This is a genomic window from Micromonospora sp. Utrum1 (assembly GCF_057197805.1).
This window is the reverse complement of sequence record NZ_CM170071.1, coordinates 2475168-2498242: the sequence shown is the minus strand read 5'-3', so window position 1 is coordinate 2498242 and position 23075 is coordinate 2475168. Positions and strand designations below refer to the sequence as shown.

The 23075-nt window shown below is 74.4% G+C and carries 26 protein-coding genes; 11 read left to right on the top strand and 15 right to left on the bottom strand.

Annotation, left to right across the window (positions count from 1 at the left end; translation table 11 throughout):
* Positions 1 to 28: 28 nt before the first annotated feature.
* The 4 genes from AC0OLQ_RS12010 to thrS form a co-directional block, all read right to left on the bottom strand.
* Positions 29 to 1087, bottom strand: a complete 1059-nt coding sequence (locus AC0OLQ_RS12010) for an aldo/keto reductase (protein ID WP_484531381.1) — start codon at positions 1085 to 1087, stop codon at positions 29 to 31.
* Between the two features lie 134 nt (positions 1088 to 1221).
* Positions 1222 to 1842: a CG0192-related protein gene (locus AC0OLQ_RS12005; protein ID WP_484531380.1), complete on the bottom strand. Its 621-nt coding sequence runs from the start codon at positions 1840 to 1842 to the stop codon at positions 1222 to 1224.
* Between the two features lie 101 nt (positions 1843 to 1943).
* A complete protein-coding gene (locus AC0OLQ_RS12000; protein ID WP_484531379.1) occupies positions 1944 to 2513 on the bottom strand; it encodes an HIT family protein in 570 nt (189 codons plus the stop codon).
* A gap of 67 nt (positions 2514 to 2580) precedes the next feature.
* The gene (gene thrS / locus AC0OLQ_RS11995; protein WP_484531378.1) at positions 2581 to 4605 is read right to left on the bottom strand and encodes a threonine--tRNA ligase; all 2025 of its coding nucleotides are present in this window, start codon (positions 4603 to 4605) and stop codon (positions 2581 to 2583) included.
* 206 nt (positions 4606 to 4811) lie between these two features.
* Here thrS and AC0OLQ_RS11990 point away from each other — a divergent pair, with 206 nt between their 5' ends.
* Complete coding sequence (locus AC0OLQ_RS11990) at positions 4812 to 5588, top strand: DUF1775 domain-containing protein (RefSeq protein ID WP_484531377.1); 777 nt, start codon at positions 4812 to 4814, stop codon at positions 5586 to 5588.
* Between the two features lie 134 nt (positions 5589 to 5722).
* On the opposite strand, the gene AC0OLQ_RS11985 is transcribed toward AC0OLQ_RS11990, so the two are convergent.
* The gene (locus AC0OLQ_RS11985; RefSeq protein WP_484531376.1) at positions 5723 to 6652 is read right to left on the bottom strand and encodes an ADP-ribosylglycohydrolase family protein; all 930 of its coding nucleotides are present in this window, start codon (positions 6650 to 6652) and stop codon (positions 5723 to 5725) included.
* Between the two features lie 73 nt (positions 6653 to 6725).
* Here AC0OLQ_RS11985 and AC0OLQ_RS11980 point away from each other — a divergent pair, with 73 nt between their 5' ends.
* From AC0OLQ_RS11980 to AC0OLQ_RS11970, 3 genes are all read left to right on the top strand, one after another.
* Positions 6726 to 7415 (top strand): response regulator transcription factor, encoded by a 690-nt coding sequence (locus AC0OLQ_RS11980; RefSeq protein ID WP_357332975.1) that lies wholly within the window; start codon positions 6726 to 6728, stop codon positions 7413 to 7415.
* A 29-nt stretch (positions 7416 to 7444) separates the two neighbouring features.
* Positions 7445 to 8833, top strand: coding sequence for a HAMP domain-containing sensor histidine kinase (locus tag AC0OLQ_RS11975; RefSeq protein WP_484531375.1), 1389 nt, complete (start codon positions 7445 to 7447; stop codon positions 8831 to 8833).
* A gap of 235 nt (positions 8834 to 9068) precedes the next feature.
* Entirely contained in the window at positions 9069 to 9344 is a 276-nt protein-coding gene (locus tag AC0OLQ_RS11970; RefSeq protein ID WP_484531374.1) for a hypothetical protein, read from the top strand.
* On the opposite strand, the gene AC0OLQ_RS11965 is transcribed toward AC0OLQ_RS11970, so the two are convergent.
* Complete coding sequence (locus tag AC0OLQ_RS11965) at positions 9301 to 10326, bottom strand: adenosine deaminase (protein ID WP_357332978.1); 1026 nt, start codon at positions 10324 to 10326, stop codon at positions 9301 to 9303. The two genes, AC0OLQ_RS11970 and AC0OLQ_RS11965, sit on opposite strands and share 44 nt — an antisense overlap.
* The gene (locus tag AC0OLQ_RS11960) at positions 10323 to 11150 is read right to left on the bottom strand and encodes a trans-aconitate 2-methyltransferase (protein ID WP_484531373.1); all 828 of its coding nucleotides are present in this window, start codon (positions 11148 to 11150) and stop codon (positions 10323 to 10325) included. The genes AC0OLQ_RS11965 and AC0OLQ_RS11960 overlap by 4 nt, the downstream gene beginning before the upstream one ends.
* Before the next feature lie 84 nt (positions 11151 to 11234).
* On the opposite strand from AC0OLQ_RS11960, the gene AC0OLQ_RS11955 reads away from it, so the two are divergent.
* Positions 11235 to 12218 (top strand): aldo/keto reductase, encoded by a 984-nt coding sequence (locus AC0OLQ_RS11955; protein WP_484531372.1) that lies wholly within the window; start codon positions 11235 to 11237, stop codon positions 12216 to 12218.
* A gap of 91 nt (positions 12219 to 12309) precedes the next feature.
* Positions 12310 to 12507 carry a hypothetical protein gene (locus tag AC0OLQ_RS11950; RefSeq protein ID WP_091310065.1) on the top strand — a complete coding sequence of 66 codons (198 nt, stop codon included), beginning with the start codon at positions 12310 to 12312 and terminating at the stop codon, positions 12505 to 12507.
* A gap of 92 nt (positions 12508 to 12599) precedes the next feature.
* Here the strand turns inward: AC0OLQ_RS11950 and AC0OLQ_RS11945 are convergent, their stop codons facing one another.
* The 7 genes from AC0OLQ_RS11945 to AC0OLQ_RS11915 all read right to left on the bottom strand — a co-directional run bounded on the left by AC0OLQ_RS11945 (position 12600) and on the right by AC0OLQ_RS11915 (position 16950).
* Entirely contained in the window at positions 12600 to 12803 is a 204-nt protein-coding gene (locus AC0OLQ_RS11945; protein ID WP_091424054.1) for a cold-shock protein, read from the bottom strand.
* A 287-nt stretch (positions 12804 to 13090) separates the two neighbouring features.
* Positions 13091 to 13351, bottom strand: coding sequence for a DUF4235 domain-containing protein (locus tag AC0OLQ_RS11940; protein WP_393024355.1), 261 nt, complete (start codon positions 13349 to 13351; stop codon positions 13091 to 13093).
* A gap of 8 nt (positions 13352 to 13359) precedes the next feature.
* Positions 13360 to 13701: a DUF3618 domain-containing protein gene (locus AC0OLQ_RS11935; protein WP_484531371.1), complete on the bottom strand. Its 342-nt coding sequence runs from the start codon at positions 13699 to 13701 to the stop codon at positions 13360 to 13362.
* Positions 13698 to 14132, bottom strand: coding sequence for a phage holin family protein (locus AC0OLQ_RS11930; protein WP_357332984.1), 435 nt, complete (start codon positions 14130 to 14132; stop codon positions 13698 to 13700). The genes AC0OLQ_RS11935 and AC0OLQ_RS11930 overlap by 4 nt, the downstream gene beginning before the upstream one ends.
* A 293-nt stretch (positions 14133 to 14425) precedes the next feature.
* Complete coding sequence (locus tag AC0OLQ_RS11925; RefSeq protein ID WP_357332985.1) at positions 14426 to 15622, bottom strand: mechanosensitive ion channel family protein; 1197 nt, start codon at positions 15620 to 15622, stop codon at positions 14426 to 14428.
* 77 nt (positions 15623 to 15699) lie between these two features.
* Positions 15700 to 16521, bottom strand: a complete 822-nt coding sequence (locus AC0OLQ_RS11920) for a DUF1206 domain-containing protein (protein ID WP_484531370.1) — start codon at positions 16519 to 16521, stop codon at positions 15700 to 15702.
* A 63-nt stretch (positions 16522 to 16584) separates the two neighbouring features.
* Entirely contained in the window at positions 16585 to 16950 is a 366-nt protein-coding gene (locus AC0OLQ_RS11915) for a hypothetical protein (RefSeq protein WP_484531369.1), read from the bottom strand.
* 74 nt (positions 16951 to 17024) lie between these two features.
* On the opposite strand from AC0OLQ_RS11915, the gene AC0OLQ_RS11910 reads away from it, so the two are divergent.
* Positions 17025 to 18251, top strand: coding sequence for a cysteine desulfurase-like protein (locus AC0OLQ_RS11910; protein ID WP_484531368.1), 1227 nt, complete (start codon positions 17025 to 17027; stop codon positions 18249 to 18251).
* Positions 18248 to 18535, top strand: coding sequence for a GNAT family N-acetyltransferase (locus AC0OLQ_RS11905; protein ID WP_484531367.1), 288 nt, complete (start codon positions 18248 to 18250; stop codon positions 18533 to 18535). Before AC0OLQ_RS11910 ends, AC0OLQ_RS11905 begins: the two co-directional genes overlap by 4 nt.
* A 31-nt stretch (positions 18536 to 18566) precedes the next feature.
* Here the strand turns inward: AC0OLQ_RS11905 and AC0OLQ_RS11900 are convergent, their stop codons facing one another.
* Positions 18567 to 20069, bottom strand: coding sequence for a glycoside hydrolase family 3 protein (locus AC0OLQ_RS11900; RefSeq protein ID WP_484531366.1), 1503 nt, complete (start codon positions 20067 to 20069; stop codon positions 18567 to 18569).
* Positions 20070 to 20205: 136 nt separating this feature from the next.
* Between AC0OLQ_RS11900 and AC0OLQ_RS11895 the strand changes: the two genes are divergently transcribed.
* The 3 genes from AC0OLQ_RS11895 to AC0OLQ_RS11885 all read left to right on the top strand — a co-directional run bounded on the left by AC0OLQ_RS11895 (position 20206) and on the right by AC0OLQ_RS11885 (position 23049).
* Positions 20206 to 20328 (top strand): hypothetical protein, encoded by a 123-nt coding sequence (locus tag AC0OLQ_RS11895; protein WP_256566104.1) that lies wholly within the window; start codon positions 20206 to 20208, stop codon positions 20326 to 20328.
* A gap of 86 nt (positions 20329 to 20414) precedes the next feature.
* Positions 20415 to 21365, top strand: a complete 951-nt coding sequence (locus AC0OLQ_RS11890) for a TIGR03557 family F420-dependent LLM class oxidoreductase (protein WP_484531365.1) — start codon at positions 20415 to 20417, stop codon at positions 21363 to 21365.
* Between the two features lie 52 nt (positions 21366 to 21417).
* Positions 21418 to 23049 carry a RecQ family ATP-dependent DNA helicase gene (locus tag AC0OLQ_RS11885; RefSeq protein ID WP_484531364.1) on the top strand — a complete coding sequence of 544 codons (1632 nt, stop codon included), beginning with the start codon at positions 21418 to 21420 and terminating at the stop codon, positions 23047 to 23049.
* Positions 23050 to 23075: the final 26 nt, after the last annotated feature.

Here is a 23075-nt window from a genome sequence, read left to right as displayed (position 1 = left end):
CCCCGGCCCGCCGCGGTGCGGGCGCGGGTCAGGGGCGGGCGGCGGGGACCGGCGGCATGGGCCAGCGCGGGCGGTCGGCGTCGCGCAGCGCGGCCGACCGCAGGGCGGCGAGCCGGCGCTCCACCTCGGCGAAGTGGTCGGGGGCGAGCGGGCCCCGGGCCAGCGCGCCGGCGTTCTCCTCGACCTGGGCGACCGTACGGGCGCCGGGAATCGGCACGGCGCGGCCGCTGCGCGCCCAGATCCAGCCGAGCGCGCCCTGGGTCAGGGTCCGGCCGTCGGCGGTCAGCGCGTCGCGGACGGCGGCGACCCGGCGCAGCCACTCCGGGGCGGGCCGGCCGCTGCGGAACCACTCCAGCCAGTTCGGCGGGGTGCCGCGCAGGTCGTCGCGGGGCAGCGTGGACTCCGGGTGGTACTTGCCGGTGAGCAGCCCCATCCCGAGCGGCCCCCGGGCCAGGCTGGCCAGGTCGTGCTTCTCGCAGACGGCCAGCATGGCCGGGGCGTCCCGGAGCACCGACAGGCCGTGCTGCACGGCGGCCGCGCCGCGGGCGACCTGGGCGAAGGCCGCCGCCCGGTCGGCCCGGTCGGTGCTCCAGCCGTACGCCCGGACCAGCCCGTCGGCGACCAGGTCCTCCAGGGTGCCGACCAGCGCCTCGGCCCGGGGCACCGGCAGGTCGCCGAGGTGCAACTGGTAGAGGTCGATCCGGTCGGTGTCCAGCCGGCGCAGCGAGTCGACGACCGCCCGCCGCAGGTATTCCGGCGAGGCGTCCTCCCCGGTGGCCTGCCGGGTCCGCTCGTCGAAGGTGTAGCCCCACTTCGTGGCGATCACCGCCTCGTCGCGCCGGCCGGCGAGGGCCCGGCCGAGGATCCGCTCGCCGTGCCCGGCCCCGTACGTGTCGGCGGTGTCGAAGAGGGTCACCCCGAGGTCGAGGGCGCGGCGGACCGCCCGGACCGACTCCTCGTCGTCGACCGCGCCCCAACCCAGCGGGCGGGCACCCTCGGCCCACGGGCCGCCGATCGCCCAGCAGCCCATGCCGAGGGCGCTGACCGCGATGCCGCTGCGGCCCAACGGCCGCGTGCTGACTGCCATCGCCGCATCCTGCCACCTTCCCCGGACCCGCGGGCGGCTTCCTCACCCCCGGTGCCGGGCCGACCGCCGGACGGTCAGCGGGCGCGCCCGGCGGCGGTTGGACGGTCAGCGGCCGCCCGGCCGCCGGCGGCCGGTCAGCGGGCGTACGCCAGCAACACCGGGTCGATCTGGCCAGCCCAGGCGCCGGTCAGCCGGGCCGGCGTCGGGGCGTGGGTCGGGATCGGCCGGCGGACCAGGGCCAGCTCCACGCCGCCGGCCCGGATCAGCGCCGGGTCGCCGTCGACCACCTCGTCGACCGCGTCGAGGGTGGCGGCCGTGCCGGTCCGGGCGCCGGCCAGGGTCATGTTCGGCGGGCGCACCTCGCGGCGGCCGTCGACCTCGAAGTACTCCTCCGCCTGCCCGGCGTCGGCCAGAACGGCGGCGGCCAGGGCCGGTGGGTAGACCGGGTCGCCGCAGGCGTCGTACACCCAGCGGGGGCCCAGCACGGAGTGCTCGGTGGTGCCGACCAGCCAGCGGTCGGCGCCGGCCAGCGGCGCGGCCCGGTAGGTCAGCGGCACCTGGAGGATCGGCCCGTCGCCGGCCCGGACCAGGATGGTCTCGATGCCGACCTCGCCGGCCGGGTCGTCGAACCGGTAGGCCGCCACGCGGGTGACCTCCGCGCCCGGGGTGCCGGCGAACCAGGGCCGGCCGGGCAGCCAGGAGGCGAGCAGGTCGAGCTTCGAGGGGCGCAGTTCCGCGCGATGCAGCAGGGCCATGGGCAAGATCGTACTTCCGGCTGCGGGCCGCCGGGACCCTCGCCGACGCGGCCCGGCCGCCACCGGGAACGGTCGGCTGCGCCGGGGCACGCCCCTGGCCGTCAGGCCGGCCAGGCCTTGGCGAACAGGTCCCGGGTGTCGGCGAGCAGTTGCGGCAGCACCTTGGTGCGGCCGATCACCGGCATGAAGTTCGCGTCGCCGCCCCAGCGCGGCACCACGTGCTGGTGCAGGTGCGCGGCGATGCCCGCACCGGCCACGCCGCCCTGGTTCATCCCCAGGTTGAAGCCGTGCGCGTTGGAGACGTGCCGGACCACCCGCATGGCGTCCTTGGTGAACGCGGCCAGCTCGGCGGTCTCCGGCACGTCCAGCTCGGTGTAGTCCGCCACGTGCCGGTACGGGCAGACCAGCAGGTGCCCCGGGTTGTAGGGGTAGAGGTTGAGCACCGCGTAGACGTGCTCGCCCCGGGCCACCACCAGGCTCTCGTCCGGCGGCAGGCCGGGGGCGAGGCAGAACGGGCAGCCGGTCGGCTTCTCGTAGCCACCTTCGGGCCGGTCCTCGCCCGAGATGTAGGTCATCCGGTGCGGCGTCCAGAGCCGTTCCAGCCCGTCCGCCAGACCGTTGTCGCCGCCGCTGCCGGCGCCGCCGTCGAAGTGCCGTTCCGCCCCAGTCACACGCCGATCCTACGGTCAGCGCACCGGAGCCCACCCGTGCGCACCGGCCGCGCGGGGGACGGGTGGCTCAGGTGTTGGGCGTCCCCTCCGCCGACGGCCCGGCGTTGGTCCGGGACTCGACCACGTCCCGCACGTGGGCCACCGCCTCCTCGATCGGCACGCCGTTGCGCTGCGACCCGTCCCGGTAGCGGAAGGAGACCGTGCCGGCGGCCACGTCGTCGTCGCCGGCGATCACCATGAACGGGATCTTCTGCTGCTGGGCGTTGCGGATCTTCTTCTGCATCCGGTCGTCGCCCGCGTCGACCTCGGCCCGGATCCCCTGCTTCCGCAGCGCCGTGACGAAGTCCTGGAGGTAGTCGGTGTGGTCCTCGCGGATCGGGATGCCGACCACCTGCACCGGGGCGAGCCAGGCCGGGAACGCGCCCGCGTAGTGCTCGGTGAGCACGCCGATGAACCGCTCGATCGACCCGAACTTGGCGCAGTGGATCATGACCGGCTGCTGCCGCGTGCCGTCGGCCGCCTGGTACTCCAGCCCGAAGCCCTTCGGCTGGTTGAAGTCGTACTGGATGGTCGACAGCTGCCAGGTGCGGCCGATGGCGTCCTTGGCCTGCACCGAGATCTTCGGGCCGTAGAAGGCCGCGCCGCCCGGGTCCGGCACCAGGTCGAGCCCGGTCTCCAGCGCGCACTGCTCCAGCACCGAGGTGGCCGTGGCCCAGTCCGAGTCCGAGCCGACGAACTTGTCGAGCCGGGCTTCGTCGCGGGTGGACAGCTCCAGGTAGAAGTCGTCGATGCCGAAGTCCTTCAGCAGGCTCAGCACGAAGTTGAGCAGGTGCTTGATCTCGGCCGGCGCCTGCTCGCGGGTGCAGTACGAGTGCGAGTCGTCCTGGGTCAGGCCGCGCACCCGGGTCAGCCCGTGCACCACGCCCGACTTCTCGTACCGGTAGACCGACCCGAACTCGAACAGCCGCATCGGCAGCTCACGGTAGGACCGCCCGCGCGACCGGTAGATCAGGTTGTGCATCGGGCAGTTCATGGCCTTGAGGTAGTAGTCCGCGCCCTCGAGTTCCATGGGCGGGTACATGCCGTCGGCGTAGTACGGCAGGTGGCCCGAGGTGTGGAACAGCCCTTCCTTCGAGATGTGCGGGGTCCCGACGTACTGGAAGCCCTCCTCGATGTGGCGGGTCCGGACGTAGTCCTCCATCACCCGCTTGAGCACGCCGCCCTTGGGGTGGAAGACCGCCAGGCCGGAGCCGATCTCGTCGGGGAAGCTGAACAGGTCCAGGTCCGCGCCGAGCTTGCGGTGGTCGCGCCGGGCGGCCTCCTCCAGCAGCCTCAGGTACGCCTTGAGCCCGTCCCGGGTCGGCCACGCGGTGCCGTAGACCCGCTGGAGCTGCGGGTTCTTCTCCGAGCCCCGCCAGTAGGCGGCGGCCGAGCGCATCAGCTTGAACGCGCCGATCAGCCGGGTGTTCGGCAGGTGCGGGCCCCGGCACAGGTCGGACCAGCAGACCTTGTCCTCGTTGGCGGCGAGGTTGTCGTAGATGGTCAGCTCGCCGCCGCCCACCTCCATCACCTCGGAGGAGTCCAGCCCCTCCCCCTTGACCTCGATCAGCTCCATCTTGAACGGCTCGGCGGCCAGCTCGCCCCGCGCCTCGTCCAGGCTGCTGAAGCGGCGCCGGCGGAACCGCTGGCCGGACTTGACGATCTCCTGCATCCGCTTCTCGAGCTTCGCCAGGTCGTCCGGCTGGAACGGCTTGGCCACCTGGAAGTCGTAGTAGAAGCCGTTCTCGATCGGCGGGCCGATGCCGAGCTTGGCCTCCGGGAAGACGTCCTGCACGGCCTGGGCCAGCACGTGCGCGGTGGAGTGGCGCAGCACGTTCAGCCCGTCCGGGCTGTCGAGGGCGACCGGCTCGACCGCGGTCTCCTCGGACGGCTTCCAGTCCAGGTCGCGCAGCACGCCCTGCGGGTCGCGGACCACCACGATCGCCTTGGGGCCGGTCATCGGCAGGCCGGCCGCGGCCACCGCGTCGGCCGCCGTCGTCCCGGCGGCGACGACGACGGGGTCGGCCACGACGGGGGTACGGGGTGCGGACACGGTGACTCCTGTCTTCGAGCGGGTTCTGATGTGCCGGGTACCGGCCCCTGCGATGCTATCGGTCGCCCGGACCCGCGCCGTCGGCGACGCCGCGCTCCCCCGGCCGACCAGTTCCGTCTCGCGTTGAACCTTTCCGCCCGCGCGCCCGAACTACCGGGTGGGGCCGGAGCCGGTTGCCGGCCGCGTCGACACGGATGGGGACGACCATGACGATGATCCGTCGGGGCCGGTGGTGGGCGACGGCGCTGATGGCCGCCGCGCTCGGCGGCCCGCTGGGCTGGCCGGGCGCGGCGAGCGCCGCCGAGGTGACCCTCACGACCTCACCCGCCCAGGTGCACCAGGGCGACGCCATCGAACTGGCCGTGGTGCTGCCCGAGGAGCGGGCCGGCAGCCGGACCAGCCGGATCGAGCTGCGGATGCCCGCGGACGCCCCGATCGGCGAGGTCTATCCGCTGTCCGTGCCGGACTGGGCTCCGACCATCACCACCCGCACCCTCGACCGGCCGGTCGCCGGCATCCACGCCTCCGAGCTGAACCAGGTGACCGACGCGGTGACCTGGATCCGGATGCCCGGCAGCACCGGGCCGGCCCGGCTCTCGCTCGGCATGGGCCCGATGCCGGCCACCGCCCGGCTCACCTTCTCGGTGATTCAGACGTACGCCGACGGCACGGTGGTCCGCTGGACCGACCCGCCCGGCGGGGCGCACCCCGCCCCGACGGTCACCCTGCTGCCCGCTCCGGCGAGGGCCGCAGCGCACGCCGGCCACGGCGAGCCGCTCGCCGAACCGGCCGCCCCGCCTCCGGCACCGACCGAGGACGGGCCGAGCGCCGATCTGCTGCTGGGCGGCGGCCTACTCGCCGGGCTGGCCGGCGGAGCGGCCCTCGGCTGGCTGCTCAGCCGCCGCCACCGCGACACCCTGACCCTCCCACCCGACACCATCACCCCCACCGCCACCGACGACCGCCCCGTCGTCCCGGCCTGACCCACCGCCCCCGCGGCGATCTTGCACTTCGCGCCCCGGCAGAACCGCCCGAATCGGACATCGACGGGGCCGCAAGTGCAAGATCGCCGCAGCAGGTCAGACGGGGGCAGCGAGTGCAGGATCGCCGCGGCGGGTCAGGCGGGGGCCGCGAGCCAGGCCGGGAGGGGTTCGCGGGCGGCGAGCCAGCCGTCCGGGACGCCGCCCGGGGTGCCAACGCCGGTGTGGGCGGCCACCACGCCGCCGACGATCGCCGCTGTGGTGTCCACGTCCCCGCCCGCCTCGACGCAGGCGCCGATCGCGGCCGGGTAGTCGTGCAGATGGGTGGCGGCCACCCAGAGGGTGAACGGGACGGTGTCCTGGGCGGTCACCCGGGAGCCGTTGCCCAGCGCCTCGGCCGCCTCGCCGGCCGGGTGGCCGAGCAGCGCGGCGGCCCGGCGTACGCCCCGGTGCACCTCGCCGGCCGGGTCCAGGGCGCCGGCCACCACGGTGAGCAGGCGGGCCGGCTCGGGCCGGTCCCCGTCGAGCCGGGCCCGGGCGGCCAGCGAGGCGGCCACCGCCACCGCGACCGCCCCGGCGATCCCCTCCGGGTGGGCGTGGGTCACCTCGGCCGAGGCGCGGGCCTGGTCGGCGGCGCGCCGGGTGGAGTCGGCGTACCAGGCGCCGAGCGGGGCCACCCGCATGGCAGCGCCGTTGCCGCAGGAGCCCTGCCCGTCGAACGCGGACGCGGCCGCCACCGGCCACGGGGTGCCGGTCCGGATGAGACGCAGGATGGTGACCGCCCCCGGCCCGTAGCCCCGGTAGGGCTCGCACCGCTGCGCGAAGGCGAGCGCCAGGGCGTCCCGGTCGATCCGCCCGGCCTCGCTCAGCGCGGCCACCACCGAGCAGGCCATCTCGGTGTCGTCGGTCCACTGCCAGGGCGGCGCGGGCAGCCGTCCGGCGGCGAGGTCGGCCGGGTGTCGGCCGGGCACGAAGAACTGGGAACCGAGGGCGTCGCCGACCGAGAGGCCGGCCAGCGCGTCGCGGGCGAGCGTGAGGCGGGTGTCGGGGAAGAGAGTGAACGTCATCGTCGTCCCAGCTTGCCCCGTTCGCAGGAGTGCCGCAACGCGATCAACTTGCCACGCCGAGTACGGTGCTGACGTGGCAACCGTCCTCCTGGTCGAAGACGATCACGTCGTACGCGGCGCGATGCTGCGGTCCCTGACCGACCGGGGGCACGCGGTGCACGCCGTCGGGACGGCGCTGGACGCGCTGCGCCGGGTCGCCGCCGAGACCCCCGACCTGGTGGTGCTCGACCTCGGCCTGCCCGATCTGGACGGCTCCGACGCGCTGCGGATGCTGCGCGGAATCACCGACGTGCCGATCATCATCGCCACCGCCCGGGACGACGAGCAGTCGGTGGTCCGGCTGCTCCGCGCGGGCGCCGACGACTACATGGTCAAGCCGTTCACCGGCGCCCACCTGGACGCCCGGATCACCACCGTGCTGCGGCGGGCCGGCCGGGCCAGCCGTACCGTCCAGCCGGCCGTCCACTCGGTGGGCGGCCTGCGCGTGGACGTGGGCGAGCGCAGCGCGGTGCTGGACGGCGAGCCGCTGGCCCTGACCCGCAAGGAATTCGACCTGCTGGCGTATCTCGCCGCACGTCCCGGCCGGGTAGTGTCCCGGCGGGAACTCTTGGAGGAGGTATGGCGGCAGCCCTCGGTCGGCGAGGACCAGACCATCGACGTTCACCTCTACTGGCTGCGCCGCAAAATGGGCGAGTCCGCGGCGAAGCCGCGCTACCTGCGCACCGTGCGGGGGGTCGGCTTCCGGCTGGTGGCGCCGGACTGAGGCCCGCGCTGGCCTGGCTCACGGCCGGCATGTGCAGCCTCGTCGCGCTCGCCTTCCTCATCCCGCTCGGCATCACCCTGTCCGACCAGGCACGCGAGGAGAAGCTGGCCGACGCGGCCCGGCGCAGCGCGCTGGTCACCGGGGCGCTCGCGGTCAGCACCGACCCGGAGATCGTCCGGCGGGCCGTGGCGGCCAGCGGTGACGACCCGGCGTTGCGGCCGGTCGTACACGGGATCGGGACCGACGAGGGCGCGGGCCGCGCCGACGCGGCGGCGCTGGAGCGGGCCGGCGCCGAGCGGCGCTCGGTGGTCACCGACGTGCCCGGCGGCGTGCTCCGGCTGGACCCGGTGGTGCTCGGCGACCGGGTCGCCGTGGTGGAGGTCTTCGTCCCCGACGAGGTGCTCGACTCCGGCGCGGGCGGGCGGTGGCTGCTGCTGCTCACGGTGGCGCTGACGCTGGTCGGGGCCGCGGTGATCGTGGTCGACCGGGTGGCCGCCCGGGCCGTCGACGCCACCGGCGAGCTGGTGAAGGCGGCCCTCGCCGTCGGCGACGGCGAGCTGGGCGTCCGGGTCGAGCCGACCGGGCCGCGGGAGCTGACCGAGGCCGGGCACGCGTTCAACCGGATGGCGGAGCGGCTGGTCGCACTCCGCGCCGACGAGCGGGAACTCGTCGCCGACCTGTCGCACCGGCTGCGTACGCCGCTGACCGCGCTGCGGCTGGACGCCGAGGCGCTGGAGTCCGACGACACCAGCATCGGCACGTTCAGCGAGGCGGAGCTGGACCGCCGCCGGGGGATACGGCGGATCCGGCAGGCCATCGTCACGCTGGAGGGTGAGGTCGACCAGCTGATCAAGACCACCCGCAAGGCGGTCAGCCAGGAGACCGGCCCGGCGACCTGCGACGTCAGCGAGGTGGTCCGGGACCGGATGGTCTTCTGGTCGGCGCTCGCCGGCGACCAGAACCGCCCGCACCGGGTGGTCGGGGCGCAGCTGCGGATTCCGGCCCCGGTGCCCCGGGCCGAGCTGGCCGCCGCGCTGGACGCGGTCATCGGCAACGTCTTCCGCTACACCCCGCAGGGCACCGCGTTCGAGGTGGCGGTGAGCCGGCGGGACGGCTGGGTGGCGATCCGGATCGACGACGCCGGCCCGGGCATCCCCGACCCGGACCGGGCGCTGCGCCGGGGCGCCAGCGACCAGGGCTCCACCGGGCTGGGGCTCGACATTGCCAAGCGCGTCGCCCTGCAGGCCAACGGATCGGTGAGCATCGACCGGGCCCGGCTCGGCGGGGCCAGCGTGGTGATGCTGCTGGCCGACCCGGAGGCGACGCCCCGGCAGGTGAACCGGTTCGGCCTGGTCGGCCGGATGGCGCGGGACGCCCGGGAGCCGCGGGCCGGCCGGCGCGGGCTGCGCCCGCGCTGAACCGGTGGCTGTGGGGCGGCGCAAGTCTTCCTTAGGAGTGGGTTAACGACGGTCCCTACGCCGCAACGGGCTGTCAGGATCAATCCGAACCCATCAGTTCCGTCGGCCGGGACGCCCCGTAACAACTCCGGTCGGCGGAGCCGTGCGCGCGGCGGGAGTTCGGTCCCCCCACACCTCGCTCCCGCCGCGCGCCACTTCCCCCGTCGAGCCGCACCCCGGGCGTGAGGTGACCGTGATGACGCCGACCGTGCGCCGGCTGCTCCGCTGGGCCGCCGTGATCGGTCTCGGCGTCGCCCTCACCCTCGCCGCCTGGCAGGACCCGGTGCTCGCGGACGGCCCGGGCCGGTCCACGAACGTCGTACCCGTGGTCGCCGTCGCGGTGGCCGCGGTGGTCGGGTTCGGGCTGGCCCTGGCCGGGCGACGCCGGCCGCCGCGGGTGTTCCGTCGGCCGGTTCCGTCCCGTCCGCTCAGCGCGTCGCGGCCGCCAGGTACGCGTCGATCTCGCCGCTGATCCGGGCCTTCTCGGCCGGCTCCAGGAAGGCTGCGCTCACCGCGTCGCGGGCCAGCGCGGCCACGCCGGCCGGGTCGAGCCGGAGCAGCCGGGCCGCCACGGCGTACTCGTCGTTGAGCGTGGTGCCGAACATCGGCGGGTCGTCGGAGTTGACGGTGACCAGCACGCCGGCCTCGACGAGCTGCGGCAGCGGGTGCTCCTCGATGGTCGCCACCGCCCGGGTCCGGACGTTGGAGGTCGGGCAGACCTCCAGCGGGATCCGCCGCTCGGCCAGGTGGGTCAGGAGCGCGGGGTCGAGGGCCGCGGAGATGCCGTGCCCGATCCGCTCGGCGCCCAGCTCGCGCAGCGCGTCCCAGACGGTCTCCGGGCCGGTGGTCTCGCCGGCGTGCGGCACCGAGCGCAGCCCGGCCGCGCGGGCCTGGTCGAAGTACGGCTTGAACTGCGGCCGCGGCACCCCGATCTCGGGGCCGCCCAGGCCGAAGCTGATCAGCCCGTCCGGCCGCTCGTCCAGGGCGATCCGCAGGGTCTGCTCGGCGGCCGGCAGGCCGGCCTCGCCGGGGATGTCGAAGCACCAGCGCAGCGCGATGCCGAAGTCGGCCTCGGCCCGCTTGCGGGCGTCCTCGATCGCCTCGCAGAACGCCGGCGCCGGGATCCCCCGGTGCACGTGCGAGTACGGGGTGACGGTCAGCTCGGCGTACCGGACCTGCTGGCGGGCCAGTTCCCGGGCCACCTCGTGGGTGAGCAGCCAGACGTCGTCGGCGTCCCGGATCAGGTCCACCACGCTCAGGTAGACGTCGATGAAGTGGGCGAAGTCGCGGAACGCGAAGTAGTCGGCGAGCGCCTCCGGGTCGGCCGGGACGGGGCTGCGCCCCTCGTGCCGGGCAGCCAGCTCGGCCACGATGCGGGGCGAGGCGGAGCCGACGTGGTGCACGTGCAGCTCCACCTTGGGCAGTCCGGCGATGAAGGTGGGCAGGTCGGTCACGAGTTCTCCTCTGCGCGGGCGCCGGTGCGGGCCACCACGAAGATCCGGCGGAACGGGAAGTACACCTGACCCTGCCGCACCGGGTACGCCTCGGCGAGACGCACCCCCAGCTCGGCGCGGAAGTCGGCCCAGCCGCCGGCGTCGAGCGCGGCGCGGACCGGCCGCAGCGCCGTCCCCTCCATCCAGGCCAGCACCGGATGGTCGGCGCCGGCGGCCGGGAGCAGGTGCACGTAGGTAGTCTCCCAGGCGTCGACGGCACAACCGGCACCGACCAGCAGCGCGGCGTAGTCGACCGGGTCGTCGACGGGCGCCTCGCGCAGCAGTGGGGCCAGGGTGTCGCGCCACCGGTCCCGCCCGGCGACCTCGCGCAGCGCCCGGTGCGACGGGGCGGCGAAGTTCCCCGGCACCTGGAACGCCAGCCACGCGCCGGCCGGCAGCGCGGCGGCCCAGCGGGTGAGCAGTTCCCGGTGGCCGGGCACCCACTGGAGAACCGCGTTGCAGACGACCACGTCGACGTCTGGCTCCGGATGCCAGGAGCGCACGTCCCCGACCGAGAAGGAGACCGGCTCGGCCAGGACGCCGGCCCCGGCCAGACTGCCGACCCGTGTCAGGGCGCGGGCCCGCGCGATCATCTCGGCGGAGGAGTCCAGGCCGGCGATCCGGCTGTCCGGCCAGCGGCCGGCGAGGGTCGTGGTCAGGGTGCCCGGGCCGCAGCCGAGGTCGACGACCGCGCGGGGCCGCTCCGCCGGGACCCGGGCGAGCAGGTCGTGGAAGGGTCGGGAGCGCTCGTCGCCGTAGCGCAGGTAGGTGCTCGGGTCCCACATGACAGCCTCCAAACCGTACGTACGTCTTGTTGGACGGTACGGCCCGACGGGCGTCCCGGCAAGCGGCTCACTAGGCTCGACCGGGTGGAACAGCGCAGCTTCGACCGGCTCGGCCGGCACGTCGGCATCATCGGACTCGGCGCCTGGCAGCTCGGCGCGGACTGGGGCGAGGTCAGCGAGGGCGCCGCCCTCGACGTGCTGAGCGCCGCGGTCGACTCCGGGGTGACCTTCCTCGACACCGCCGACGTGTACGGCGACGGCCGCAGCGAGCAGCTCATCGGCCGGTTCCTGCGCGAGCATCCCGGGCACGGGCTGACCGTGGCCACCAAGATGGGCCGGCGGGTGCCGCAGACGCCGGAGGCGTACACCCTGGACAACTTCCGGGCCTGGACCGACCGGTCCCGGGCCAACCTCGGCGTGGACACCCTCGACCTGGTGCAGCTGCACTGCCCGCCCACCGCGGTCTTCGCCGACGACCGGGTCTTCGACGCCCTGGACACCCTGGTCGCGGAGGAGCGCATCGCCGGATACGGGGTCAGCGTGGAGACCTGCGACCAGGCGCTGACCGCGATCGCCCGCCGGGGTGTGGCCAGCGTGCAGATCATCCTCAACGCGGTGCGGCACAAGCCCCTGGAGCGGGTGCTGCCCGAGGCCGCGAAGGCCGGGGTGGGCATCATCGCCCGGGTGCCCCTCGCGAGCGGCCTGCTCTCCGGCCGGTACGACGAGCACACCACCTTCCCGGCGGACGACCACCGGACCTTCAACCGGCACGGCGAGTCCTTCGACGTCGGCGAGACGTTCTCCGGCGTCGACTACGACCTCGGCCTGTCCGCCGTGCGCCGGCTCGCGCCGCTGGTCGGCGAGGGCCGGACGATGGCCCAGTTCGCGCTCCGCTGGATCCTCGACCAGCCCGGCGTCACCGTGGTCATCCCCGGCGCCCGCAACGCCGAGCAGGCCCGGCGCAACGCGGCCGCGGCCGGCCTGCCGCCGCTGACCGAGGAGGAGGTGGCCGCCGTCCGCGCCACCTACGACGAGCTGATCCGGCCGCAGGTGCACGACCGGTGGTGACCCCGGGCCGGCGTCCCGTCGGCGCGCCGTCGCCGGCCGGCGGCGCCCGCGGGCATGCTGGAGCCGGGCGCACGTCGTCGGAGGGGGAACGATGAGGGGCTGGTTCCGGCTCACCGTGGGGCTGCTCGCCGTCGTGCTCGGTGCCCTGTGGACGGTGTCGGGGCTGGGCTATGTCGAGGGCAGCGTGCTGACCGACCAGCGGATCTGGGCGGTCGTCGGCCCGGTGCTGGTCCTCATCGGACTCGTCGCGCTCTGGTTCGGCATGCGGGCCCGGCGCCGGCGCGGCTGAGGGGAAAAGGTGTCCACAATGCGGAAAGCCCCGCCTCCCGGGAAGGGACGCGGGGCTCACGCACCGGCCGGCGCGGCCGGTGCTCCGTCAACTCAGATGGGGCGGACCTGCTCGGCCTGCGGACCCTTCTGACCCTGGGCGATCTCGAACTCCACCCGCTGGTTCTCCTCCAGCGTGCGGTAGCCGCTGGACTGGATGGCCGAGAAGTGGACGAACACGTCAGCACCCCCGCCGTCGACGGTGATGAAGCCGAAGCCCTTGTCAGCGTTGAACCACTTCACGGTTCCCTGCGCCATGTGTATCTCCTTCTAAAACTGGCGGCCGAGCACGCCGTGCGGCCGATTGGCCGTTTTCGAGCAGCGGTGCCTGAGGCGGCCCCCGGTGAAGGAGACTTCTCTCAACCCACGCGTCTCTCAACAGCGTGAGACAGCAAACCACGTACGCAAAAACTTCGCACAGCCTACCGGACGAAATTCTCCGACATGTGACCTGACGGTTGCGGCAGATCCACTGGCCGGGCCGTTCGGGCCATGCGAAAGGCCCCTGTCCATCAAGGCGGAAAGGGGCCTTTCGTGCGTATGACTCAGTCGGGCCAGTGGCCGGTGAGCCGGCGTACGCCGACCGCCCCGCCCCGGTCCACGGCGGCCCGGACGACCGCGAAGATCGCCCCCTGCAACGCCGCGGCGGCCAGGATCTCGCCCCAGCGGCGGTCCTCGTCGGTGGCGCTGGGCGCCTCGCCGTCGCCCGCCGTCATCTTCCAGACCTGCCGGAAGATGACCCCGGCGACCGTACCGGCGGCCAGACCCATCAGCACGCCGGCCGGCTTGTAGGCCGCCCGTCCGATGCCCCTTCTCACCTGCGCCTCCCCCGGACGATCAGCAGCACCACCGCGGTGGCCATGGCACCGGCCGCCACGGCCGCCCACGGCACCGGGTTGCGCCCGACCGCCCCACCCTTCTCGTACGCCTGCGCCCGGACCCGCCGGGCCTTCTCCGCCGCCTGCCCGCGCACCCGGGCCACGGTCAGCGCCGCCTGCTGGCGGAGCCGCGCCTTCGCCTGGTCGGCGGAGTGCCGGACCAGGGTCTTGACGTCGGCCCGGGCGGCGAGCAGCTCCATCGTCTCACCCAGCTCCACCCGGGTCCGGCGGATCTCCTCCCGGAGCGCCGCCACGTCCCCGGTTCCGTTGCCGGTCATCCCCGCCTCCCGTCCTTCACCGCGGCGGTGACGGTGTCGACGTCCGCCCGGACGCTGCGGACCGTCGCCTCCGGCACCGGCGGGACGGCACGGCTGACCTGCTTCTTGCCGACGAGCGCCAGGATCCCGGCGAGCAGGAAGAGCCCCACCGCCACGATCAGCGCCGCCAGCCAGGCCGGCATGACCAGGTCCAGCAGCAGGATCACCGTGGCGACCAGCGCGCCGGCGCCGTAGAGGGCCATCACCCCGCCGCCGCCGAACAGACCGATCCCGATCCCGGCGTGCTTGCCCTTCTGGGTCAGTTCCGCCCGGGCCAGCGCCAGTTCGTCCCGCACCAGGCGGGTGACCTGCTCGGTGGCCCGCTGCACCAGTTCCGCGGTGGACGGCTCCTGCCCGGTCCGGGACGTGCTGCGACTCGCGACGTCAGCCATGCTGTCCTCCTTTCATCATCACCGCGCTGTATGCCCGGAGTCGCCGCCCGTCAATCCTGCGCGGAGCGGCCGGTCGGCCCGGCCGCGCACCATCTCCTGGCCCGGCCGTCGGACGGCGGCCGGAACCGGGGCGTGCGCAGCAGGTCCCCCATAACGGGCCGATCAAACGCAGCCGGCCCGACATGCCGCGAATCCGCCAGCAGCGACGGCTGGCCAGGCCCGAGGTCACGTAGCGGCGACGCGCCGAGCCCCGGCGCCGCACGGGCGGCCGGGGGCTCCGGTACGGGTACGGGTCAGCGACGGGCCTCGGCGTGTTCCTCCCGGCCCACGAACACCTCGCTGCGGGCCTCGCCGTCGTCGCTGCCGCCGAAGACGCGGGCGTCGTCGGGCACCTCGGTGTCGGGTCGCCGACGGGCCGTCCGGCGCGGCTGCGGCGCCTGCCAGGGCAGCGGGCCGGCCGTGTCGCCCACTTCGGCGCGCAGCCGGGGCAGGGCGGTCGGGCGCTGGTCGCGGACCCAGGCGACCAGGTGCTCGCGGACCAGGCAGCGCAGGTCCCACAGGCTGCCGGCGTCGGCGGCGCTGACCAGGGCGCGGACCTTGACCAGGCCGCCGGTGGCATCGGTCACCTGGAGCACGCAGACCCGGCCGTCCCACAGCTCGGTGCTCTCGCAGAGCCGGCGCAGCTCCTCGCGCATGGCCTGCACCGGGATGGCCCAGTCCAGGTCGAATTCGGCGGTGCCGAGCACGGCCGCCTCGGTCCGGGTCCAGTTCTGGAACGGGGTGCTGGTGAAGTAGGAGGTGGGCAGGATCAGCCGGCGGTCGTCCCAGATCTGCACGACCACGTAGCTGAGGGTCAGCTCCTCGACCCGGCCCCACTCCCCCTCGACCACCACCACGTCGTCCAGGCGTACCGCGTCGCTGAAGGCGAGCTGGAGGCCGGCGAAGACGTTGCCCAGCAGGCTCTGCGCGGCCAGCGCGGCGACCACACCGACCACACCGGCGCTGGTCAGCACGCCGGCGCCGATGCCGCGGACGGCGGGGAAGGTCATCAGCATCACGCCGAGGGCGAGCACCACGATCACCGCGATGGTCAGCCGGCGCAGGAGCACCACCTGGGTACGCACCCGCCGGGCGTGCCGGTTGTTCGGCACGTCCACCCGGAACCGGGCCAGTGCGGTGTCCTCCGCCACCACCAGCAGCGAGGCGACCAGCCAGGCGGTGGCGGCGATCAGGGCGAGCACCAGGGCGTGCAGGACGAGCTTCCGCCAGGGGCTGCCGATCGCGTACCCGGTGGTGAACCGGACCGCGAGCTGCACGGCCAGCACGGTCGCGGCCACCTGGAACGAGCGGTGCGAGTGGTCGGTCAGCTCCGTCATCAGCAGCGAGCGGCGGCCGAGCCGGCGGGTGACCCGGTGCACCACCTCGACCAGCAACAGCGCGACCGCCGCCGCGGCGAGCGCGGCGACGGCCGTCACGAGGTAGGTCTGCACGTTTCTTTCTCTCCCTCCGCCCGGGCGGAATCGGGCAAAGGCCCAATGGTGCCCGGACTACCGCGTATCGACCAGGATCACACCCGGCGATAGCGCGACTGGAGGAAGCAGTAGACGCCGAAGGCGGCGATGCCGAGCGCCATGAGCGTCAGCAGCACCTGCCCGTACGACTGGTCCTGGAGGGTGCGCAGGGCGGCGTCCAGGCCGCGGGCCTTCTCCGGGTCGTACTTCACGGCGGCCACCACGATCAGCAGGCCGGCGATGGCGAAGACGGCGCCCCGGGCGGCGTACCCGGCCATGCCGAGGCGGCGGGTCAGGGTGTGCGTCTTCGGGCTCATCTCACCGGTCTTGAGGTTGCGCTCGAACTTCTTCTTCAGCCCGTAGATGACCATGCCGATGCCGACCGCGGCGAGCACCAGCCCGGCCAGCCCGACCAGCCACCGGCCGCCCTCGGAGGCCATCAGCTTCTCGGAGAGCTGCTGCTGCCGGTCGGCGGCGTTGCTGCTGGCGTCCTGGACGACCTTGATCGCGGTCCAGCCCAGCCAGACGAAGACGATCACGCGGACGACGGAGGCGATCCGCTCGAAGAGCTTCTCCCGGCCGCGCAGGAAGCGGTGGCCGATGACCGCCTCGAACGCCTGCCAGATCGCCATGGCGAAGAGCCCGATGGCCATGGCGACCAGGAGGAACTTACCCATCGGCTGGGCACCGAGGGTGCGCAGAGCGCCGTTCTGGTTGCCCTCCTCCCCGGACCTGCCGAAGGCGATCTGCAAGGCCAGCCAGGCGAAGAGGAGGTGCACGATCCCGTAGCCGATGAAGCCAGCCCGGGTCAACAGTTCGAGCCACCTGCTGTTCGCGGCCTGGGCGGCGGTGGCGCCGGCGTTCCGGGTGAGAGACATGGCGCCTCAATCTCCCGGTGTCAAGATTTCCAAACGTCGGCCGCCGCCGCCCGGCGCGGTGGATCAGCTGTTCGGGTCGCGCGCCACCCGGATGACGACCTGCTGATCGGTGACGCTGTCCAGGGTCACCGAGAAGCCGCCGGCCTGGGCGGCCTGCTGACCGACGGTGAGCGAGAGCTGCTCCCCGGCCACCTCCACGGTGACCTGGTCACCCTCGGCCCCGACCAGCTTCGCCTCGACGCCGAGGATGGTGGCGCTGGCGTCGACGCCGCGGTCGAAGGTGACCGTGCAGGCGTCCAGGCCGCAGTCGGTGGAGGCGTTCTCCGAGCTGCAGCCGGCCAGCAGCGCGACGCCGAGGGCGAGGCCGGCGAGCAGGCCGGCGGCTCGGCGGGTGGGGGTCAGCGAGGGGGAAACGGGTCGGTTCGTCACCCGGCCAAGGGTACGAGACGACGGCCACCCCGCCACCCACCGGTGATCGTCCCGGGACGGGTTAGGGTCCCGGCATGCCCTTCGACATCGCCCGCACCCGGGCCGCCTACCCCGCCCTGATCGAGGGCTTCGCCCACTTCGACGGCGCCGGCGGCACCCAGACCGCCCGGCCGGTGATCGAGGCGGTCACCGCCGCGATGACCGCCGCCACCGGAAACCGGAGCACCGCGTTCGTCCCGGGCCGGCGGTCGCTGGACCTGGTCGCCGCGGCCCGCGCCGCGGTGGCCGATCTGCTCGGCGCGGAACCGGGCGGCGTTGTCCTGGGCCCGAGCGCCACGGCGCTGACGTACACCCTGGCCCGGACGCTCGGCGCGGGCTGGCGGCCCGGCGACGAGGTGGTGGTCTCCCGGCTGGACCACGACGCCAACGTCCGGCCGTGGGTGCAGGCGGCCGAGGCCGCCGGGGCGACGGTGCGCTGGGCCGAGTTCGACCCGGCGACCGGCGAACTGCCCGCCGGCCAGTACGCCGACCTGGTCACCGAGCGCACCCGGCTGGTCGCGGTGACCGCCGGCAGCAACGCGATCGGCACCGCGCCGGACGTGGCGGCGATCGCCAAGACGGCGCACGCGGCCGGCGCATTGGTCTGCGTGGACGGGGTGCACGCGGTGCCGCACGGCCCCACCGACCTGGCCTCGCTCGGCGCGGACTTCCTGGTCACCAGCGCCTACAAGTGGTCCGGGCCGCACCTGGCGGCGATGGCCGCCGACCCGGCCCGCTGGGCGGCGCTGCGCCCGGCGAAGCTGCTGCCCTCCTCCGACGCGGTCCCGGACCGGTTCGAGTACGGCACCCCCAGCTTCCCGCTGCTGGCCGGGGTGGTCGCGGCCGTGGACCACCTGGCCACCCTCGACCCGGCCGCGACCGGCAGCCGCCGGGACCGGGCCCGGGCCGGGCTGGCCGCCGCCCAGGCGCACGAGGAGGCGGTGTTCGAGCGGCTGCTCGCCGGGCTGGCCGCCCGCCCCTTCGTCACCGTCTTCGGCTCGCCGGCCCGGCGCTGCCCCACGGTGTCGTTCCGGGTGGCCGGCTCGACGCCGGCGGAGACCGCGGCGGCGCTCGGCGCGGCCGCGGTCTGCCTCTCCTCCGGCGACTACTACGCCTACGAGTACTTCCGGACGATGGGCCTGCGGGACAGCGGCGGCGCGGTCCGGGCCAGCGTCTACCACTACAACACCGGCGAGGAGGTGGACCGCTTGCTGGCCGAACTGGACCGGCTGGCCGCCGCCGGGGAGAGAATGGCCCGGTGAGCTTCCTGGTCGAGGAGAACCCCGCGAAGCGCCGCTTCGAGATCCTGGTCGACGACGCGCTCGCCGGGTTCACCGAGTACGTGCCACGCGGGGAGGTGCTGGTCTTCACGCACACCGAGGTGGACGACCGCTACCGGAACATGGGGGTGGGCTCGGCGCTGATCAAGGGCACCCTGGACCAGATCCGCGAGCGGGGCGACCGGATCGCGACGCAGTGCCAGTTCATGGCCGCGTTCATCCAGCGCCACCCCGACTACGCCGACCTGGTGGTCCCCGAGCCCTGACCGGGCCGGCGTCGACCCGGACCGGGCCGGGTCAGCGGGCGCCCGCGAGCAGTTCGGCCGCGGCGACGGCGGCGGCCCGGGTCGCGCCATGGGTGGCCACGTGCACCGCGCCGGTGACCAGCTCGGGCACGCCCAGCTCGACCACCACCGCGTCCGGGCGGGCGACCAGGGCGCGGGACACCGCGTCCCGCATCCAGTCGTGCCGGTGCAGGTCCCGCACCACCAGCACCAGCGGGCGGCCGGCCGTGCCGGCGGACGGGTCGGCGGGGACCTCCTCGCGGGCGTACCGGGCGGTCGTGGTGCCGGGCGCCAGGTCGGTCAGGGGCGCGGCGATCCCCCACGGGGTCTCGTCGCCGATGGCCAGGTTGTGCGGCGGGGCGAACTCCACCACGTGCGCCGGGCCGGTCAGCGGCAGCAGCCCGCCCGTGGTGGCGACCACCCGCAGGGCGCGGCGCGCGGCGGCCAGCCCGATCGCCGAGCCGGCGTCGCCGGGCCGGGCGGCGGACCGGCCGGCCCGGGCGGCGACCGTCCAGGCGGCCAGCAGCCCGACCCGCTTGGCCGCCTCGGCCAGCCGCTCCTCCGGCAGCTCACCGGCGAGCACGGCGGCCACGATGGCGTCCCGCAGCTCGCGGGCGTCGGCCTCGGTGGCCCGCTCCCCGCCCACGCAGATCGCGTCCGCCCCGGCGGCGATCGCGCGGACCGCCGCACCGGCGAAGCCGTACCGGTCGGCGACCGCCCGCATCTCCACGGCGTCGGTCACCACCACGCCGCCAAACCCCAGCTCCTCGCGGAGCAGGCGGCCCAGGATGCGCGGGCTGAGGGTGGCCGGCAGCTCCGGGTCCAGCGCCGGCACCAGCAGGTGCCCGGTCATCACCGCCTGCGCCCCGGCCGTCACCGCGGCCCGGAACGGGGCCAGCTCGACCGCGTCCAGCCGGGCCCGGTCCCCGCCGATGCGGGGCAGGTCGTGGTGGGAGTCGACCCGGGTGTCGCCGTGCCCGGGGAAGTGCTTGGCGCAGGCCGCCACGCCGCCGGCCTGCAGGCCGCGGACCCAGGCGGCGGTGTGCCGGGCGACCAGGGCCGGGTCGGCGCCGAACGAGCGGACCCCGATCACCGGGTTCTCCGGGTTCGAGTTGACGTCGGCGTCCGGGGCGTAGTTCAGCGTGACGCCCACCGCGGCCAGCTCGGCGCCCAGGTCGCGAGCCACCTCCTCGGTCAGGGCCGGATCGTCGACCGCGCCGAGGGCGAAGTTGCCGGGCCGGGAGCTGCCCCGGGCGGACTCGATCCGGGTGACGTCCCCGGCCTCCTCGTCGATGGCCACGATCACGTCGGGCCGCTCGGCGCGCAGGTTCGCGGTCAGCGCGGCGACCTGCTCGTGGTCGACGACGTTGCGGGCGAAGAGGACCACGGACCCGAGCCCCTCGCCGAGCCAGCGGCAGACCCACGGCGGCGGTGTGGTGCCGACGAACCCGGGTTGCAGGACGGCGGCGGCCAGGGCCGCCAGGTCTCCGGTCGCTCCCACGATCCGCTCGCTCATGCGCTGTCGTACCCCCGTCTTCCCCACGGCCCGCCGTCCCGGCGGTGCTGCCATGGTCACACCGCGTCCCGGAATAGTCAACAATCCTTACTGTTAGCGGCTGGCACCGCCGAGCGGCCCGTGGGAGAGTGCGAACATGCATCCCGCGCTGCTCGCCGACGCCACCAGCGCCGCGGACATCCCCGGCGTACGCCTGCTCGGCCTGGTGGTCGGCGGCCTGTTCCTGCTGATCGCCATCCGCGCGATGTTCCGCCGCTAGCCGCCGCGTTCGGATCCCGTCTCCCGGGGGTAGGGCTGTCGTTGTCCGTGCGTGCGCCCGGCACCCGGACGCGGCGAGGGGGAACGATGAAGATCGGCTACTTCCTGTCCAGCGAGGAGTTCACCCCGGCGGAGCTGCTGGAGCAGGCGCGCGGCGCCGAGCGGGCCGGCTTCGAGGCACTGTGGATCTCCGACCACTACCACCCCTGGATCGACGCGCAGGGTCAGAGCCCTTTCGTCTGGTCGACCATCGGGGCCCTCAGCCAGGTCTGCCGGTTGCCGGTGACCACCGCGGTCACCTGCCCGACCGTCCGCATCCATCCCGCGGTGATCGCCCAGGCCGCGGCGACCAGCGCGGTGCTGCACTCCGGGCGGTTCGTGCTCGGGGTGGGCAGCGGCGAGGCGCTGAACGAGCACATCTTCGGCGACCCGTGGCCGCAGACCGACGTGCGGCTGGAGATGCTGGAGGAGGCGGTCGAGGTGATCCGGGCGCTGTGGGCCGGCGACTTCGTCAACCACCACGGCCGGCACTACACGGTGGAGCACGCCCGGATCTACACCCGGCCGGACACTCCCCCGCCGATCTACGTCTCCGGCTTCGGCCCGAAGTCGATCGAGCTGGCCGGCCGGATCGGCGACGGCTACATCAGCACCATGCCCGACGCCGACATGGTCCGCCGGTTCCGCGACTCCGGCGGCGGCGCCAAGCCCTGCCAGGCCGGGTTCAAGGCCGCCTACGCCGACAGCGAGGACGAGGGCGCGCGGATCGCGTACGAGCGGTGGCCCAACGCCGGCGTGCCGGGCGAGCTGTCCCAGGTGCTCCCCTCACCGCGCCACTTCGAGCAGGCCGCGCAGCTGGTCAAGCCGGAGATGATGAAGGAGTCGTTCGTCTGCGGCCGGGACGCCGACGCCCACCTGGAGATGATCGACAAGTACGCCAAGGCCGGCTTCGACGAGATCTACGTGGCCAACGTCGGCCCGTACTGGCAGGGCCTGTTCGACCTCTACCAGCGTGAGGTGCTGCCCCGGCTGCGCTGAGCCGGCGCGGTCCGGTTTCGGCGGTGATCGCCAGGGGTACCTGCGGCCACTGATGAGACTGACCACGCACTCCACGACCCTGCGCCGCGCGGCGAAGAGCCTCTTCGGCTGGACCGCCCTCCGGCCCAACCAGCTGGCCGCCATGCGCGCGGTCATGAAGCGCCGCGACGCCCTGGTGGTGCTCCCCACCGGCGCGGGCAAGTCGGCGATCTACCAGATCCCGGCCAGCCTGATCCCCGGCCCCACGGTGGTCATCTCCCCGCTGCTCGCCCTCCAGCAGGACCAGATCGCCGCGCTCAACGAGCGGCAACGCCCCGAGCTGCGGGCGGTCCGGATCAGCTCGGACGAGACGGCGGCCCAGCAGGCCGAGGCGATCGAGGAGATCCGGTCGGGCCACGCCGAGTTCCTGTTCATCACCCCGGAGGCGCTGAGCAACCCGGACCGGCTGGCCGAGGTCCGCGCGCTCAAGCCGGCGCTGGTCGCGATCGACGAGGCGCACTGCATCTCCGCCTGGGGGCACGACTTCCGCCCGGACTACCTGGCGCTCGGCCACCTGATCGAGGGGATCGGCCGGCCGCCGGTGGTGGCGCTGACCGCCACCGCCTCCTCGCCGGTCCGCGACGACATCGTCGCCCGGCTGCGGCTGCGCGACCCCGAGGTGGTGGTGTCCGGGCTGGACCGCCCCAACCTCTTCCTCGAGGTGGCGCACTGCCCCACCGACGACTACCGGTGGCGGCGGCTGATCGCGCTGCTCCGTGACGACAAGCGGCCGGGCATCATCTACGTGCCGACCCGGCGGGCGGCCGAGGAACTGGCCGAGCGGCTCACCGACGCCGGCTACCCGGCGAAGCACTACCACGGCGGGATGCCGGCCGGCGCACGCAACGAGCTGCACGAGGCGTTCCTCGCCAACGAGGTGCCGATCATGGTGGCCACCTCGGCGTTCGGCATGGGCATCGACAAGCCGAACATCGCCTGGGTGGTGCACATGGCGCTGCCCGACTCGCCGGACAGCTACTTCCAGGAGATCGGCCGGGCCGGCCGGGACGGCGCGCCCGCCCGGGTGCTGCTGCTCTGGCGCGCCGAGGACGTGGGTCTCCAGCGCTACTTCAGCGGCGGCCTTCCCGACGAGAAGGAGCTGGCGGAACTCGCCGCCCTGCTGCGCAAGCAGGCCCGGACCAAGAAGGAGCTGCGCGAGCTGACCGGCCTCGGGCCGCGCAAGCTCGGCCAGTACCTGTCCCTGCTGGAGCAGGTGGGCGCCGCCGAGCCCCGCGCCCGGCAGCGGATCGCCGCCCCCCGGTACGCCCCGCCCGCCAGCGAGTCCGGCCGGGCCGCGCTGGCCGAGGCGGAGCGGCAGCAGACGGTGACCCGGTCGCGCACCGACATGATGCGCGCCTTCGCGGAGACCACCGGCTGCCGGGGGCAGGCGCTGCTGGCGTACTTCGGCGAGCAGATGAGCGAGGTCTGCGGGCACTGCGACAACTGCCACGCCGGCACCAGCGTCGCCGGGGACGGCGCGGTCGGGCCGTTCCCGGTGCACAGCCAGGTCCGGCACCCCGAGTGGGGCGCCGGCCTGTTGCTCAGCTACGAGGAGGACCGGATGACGGTGCTCTTCGACGAGGTGGGCTACAAGACGCTGTCCGTCCGCGTGGTGTCCGAACAGGGCCTGCTGGAGCTGGACTAGCCTGACCCGGGCGCCATGGCAGCGGC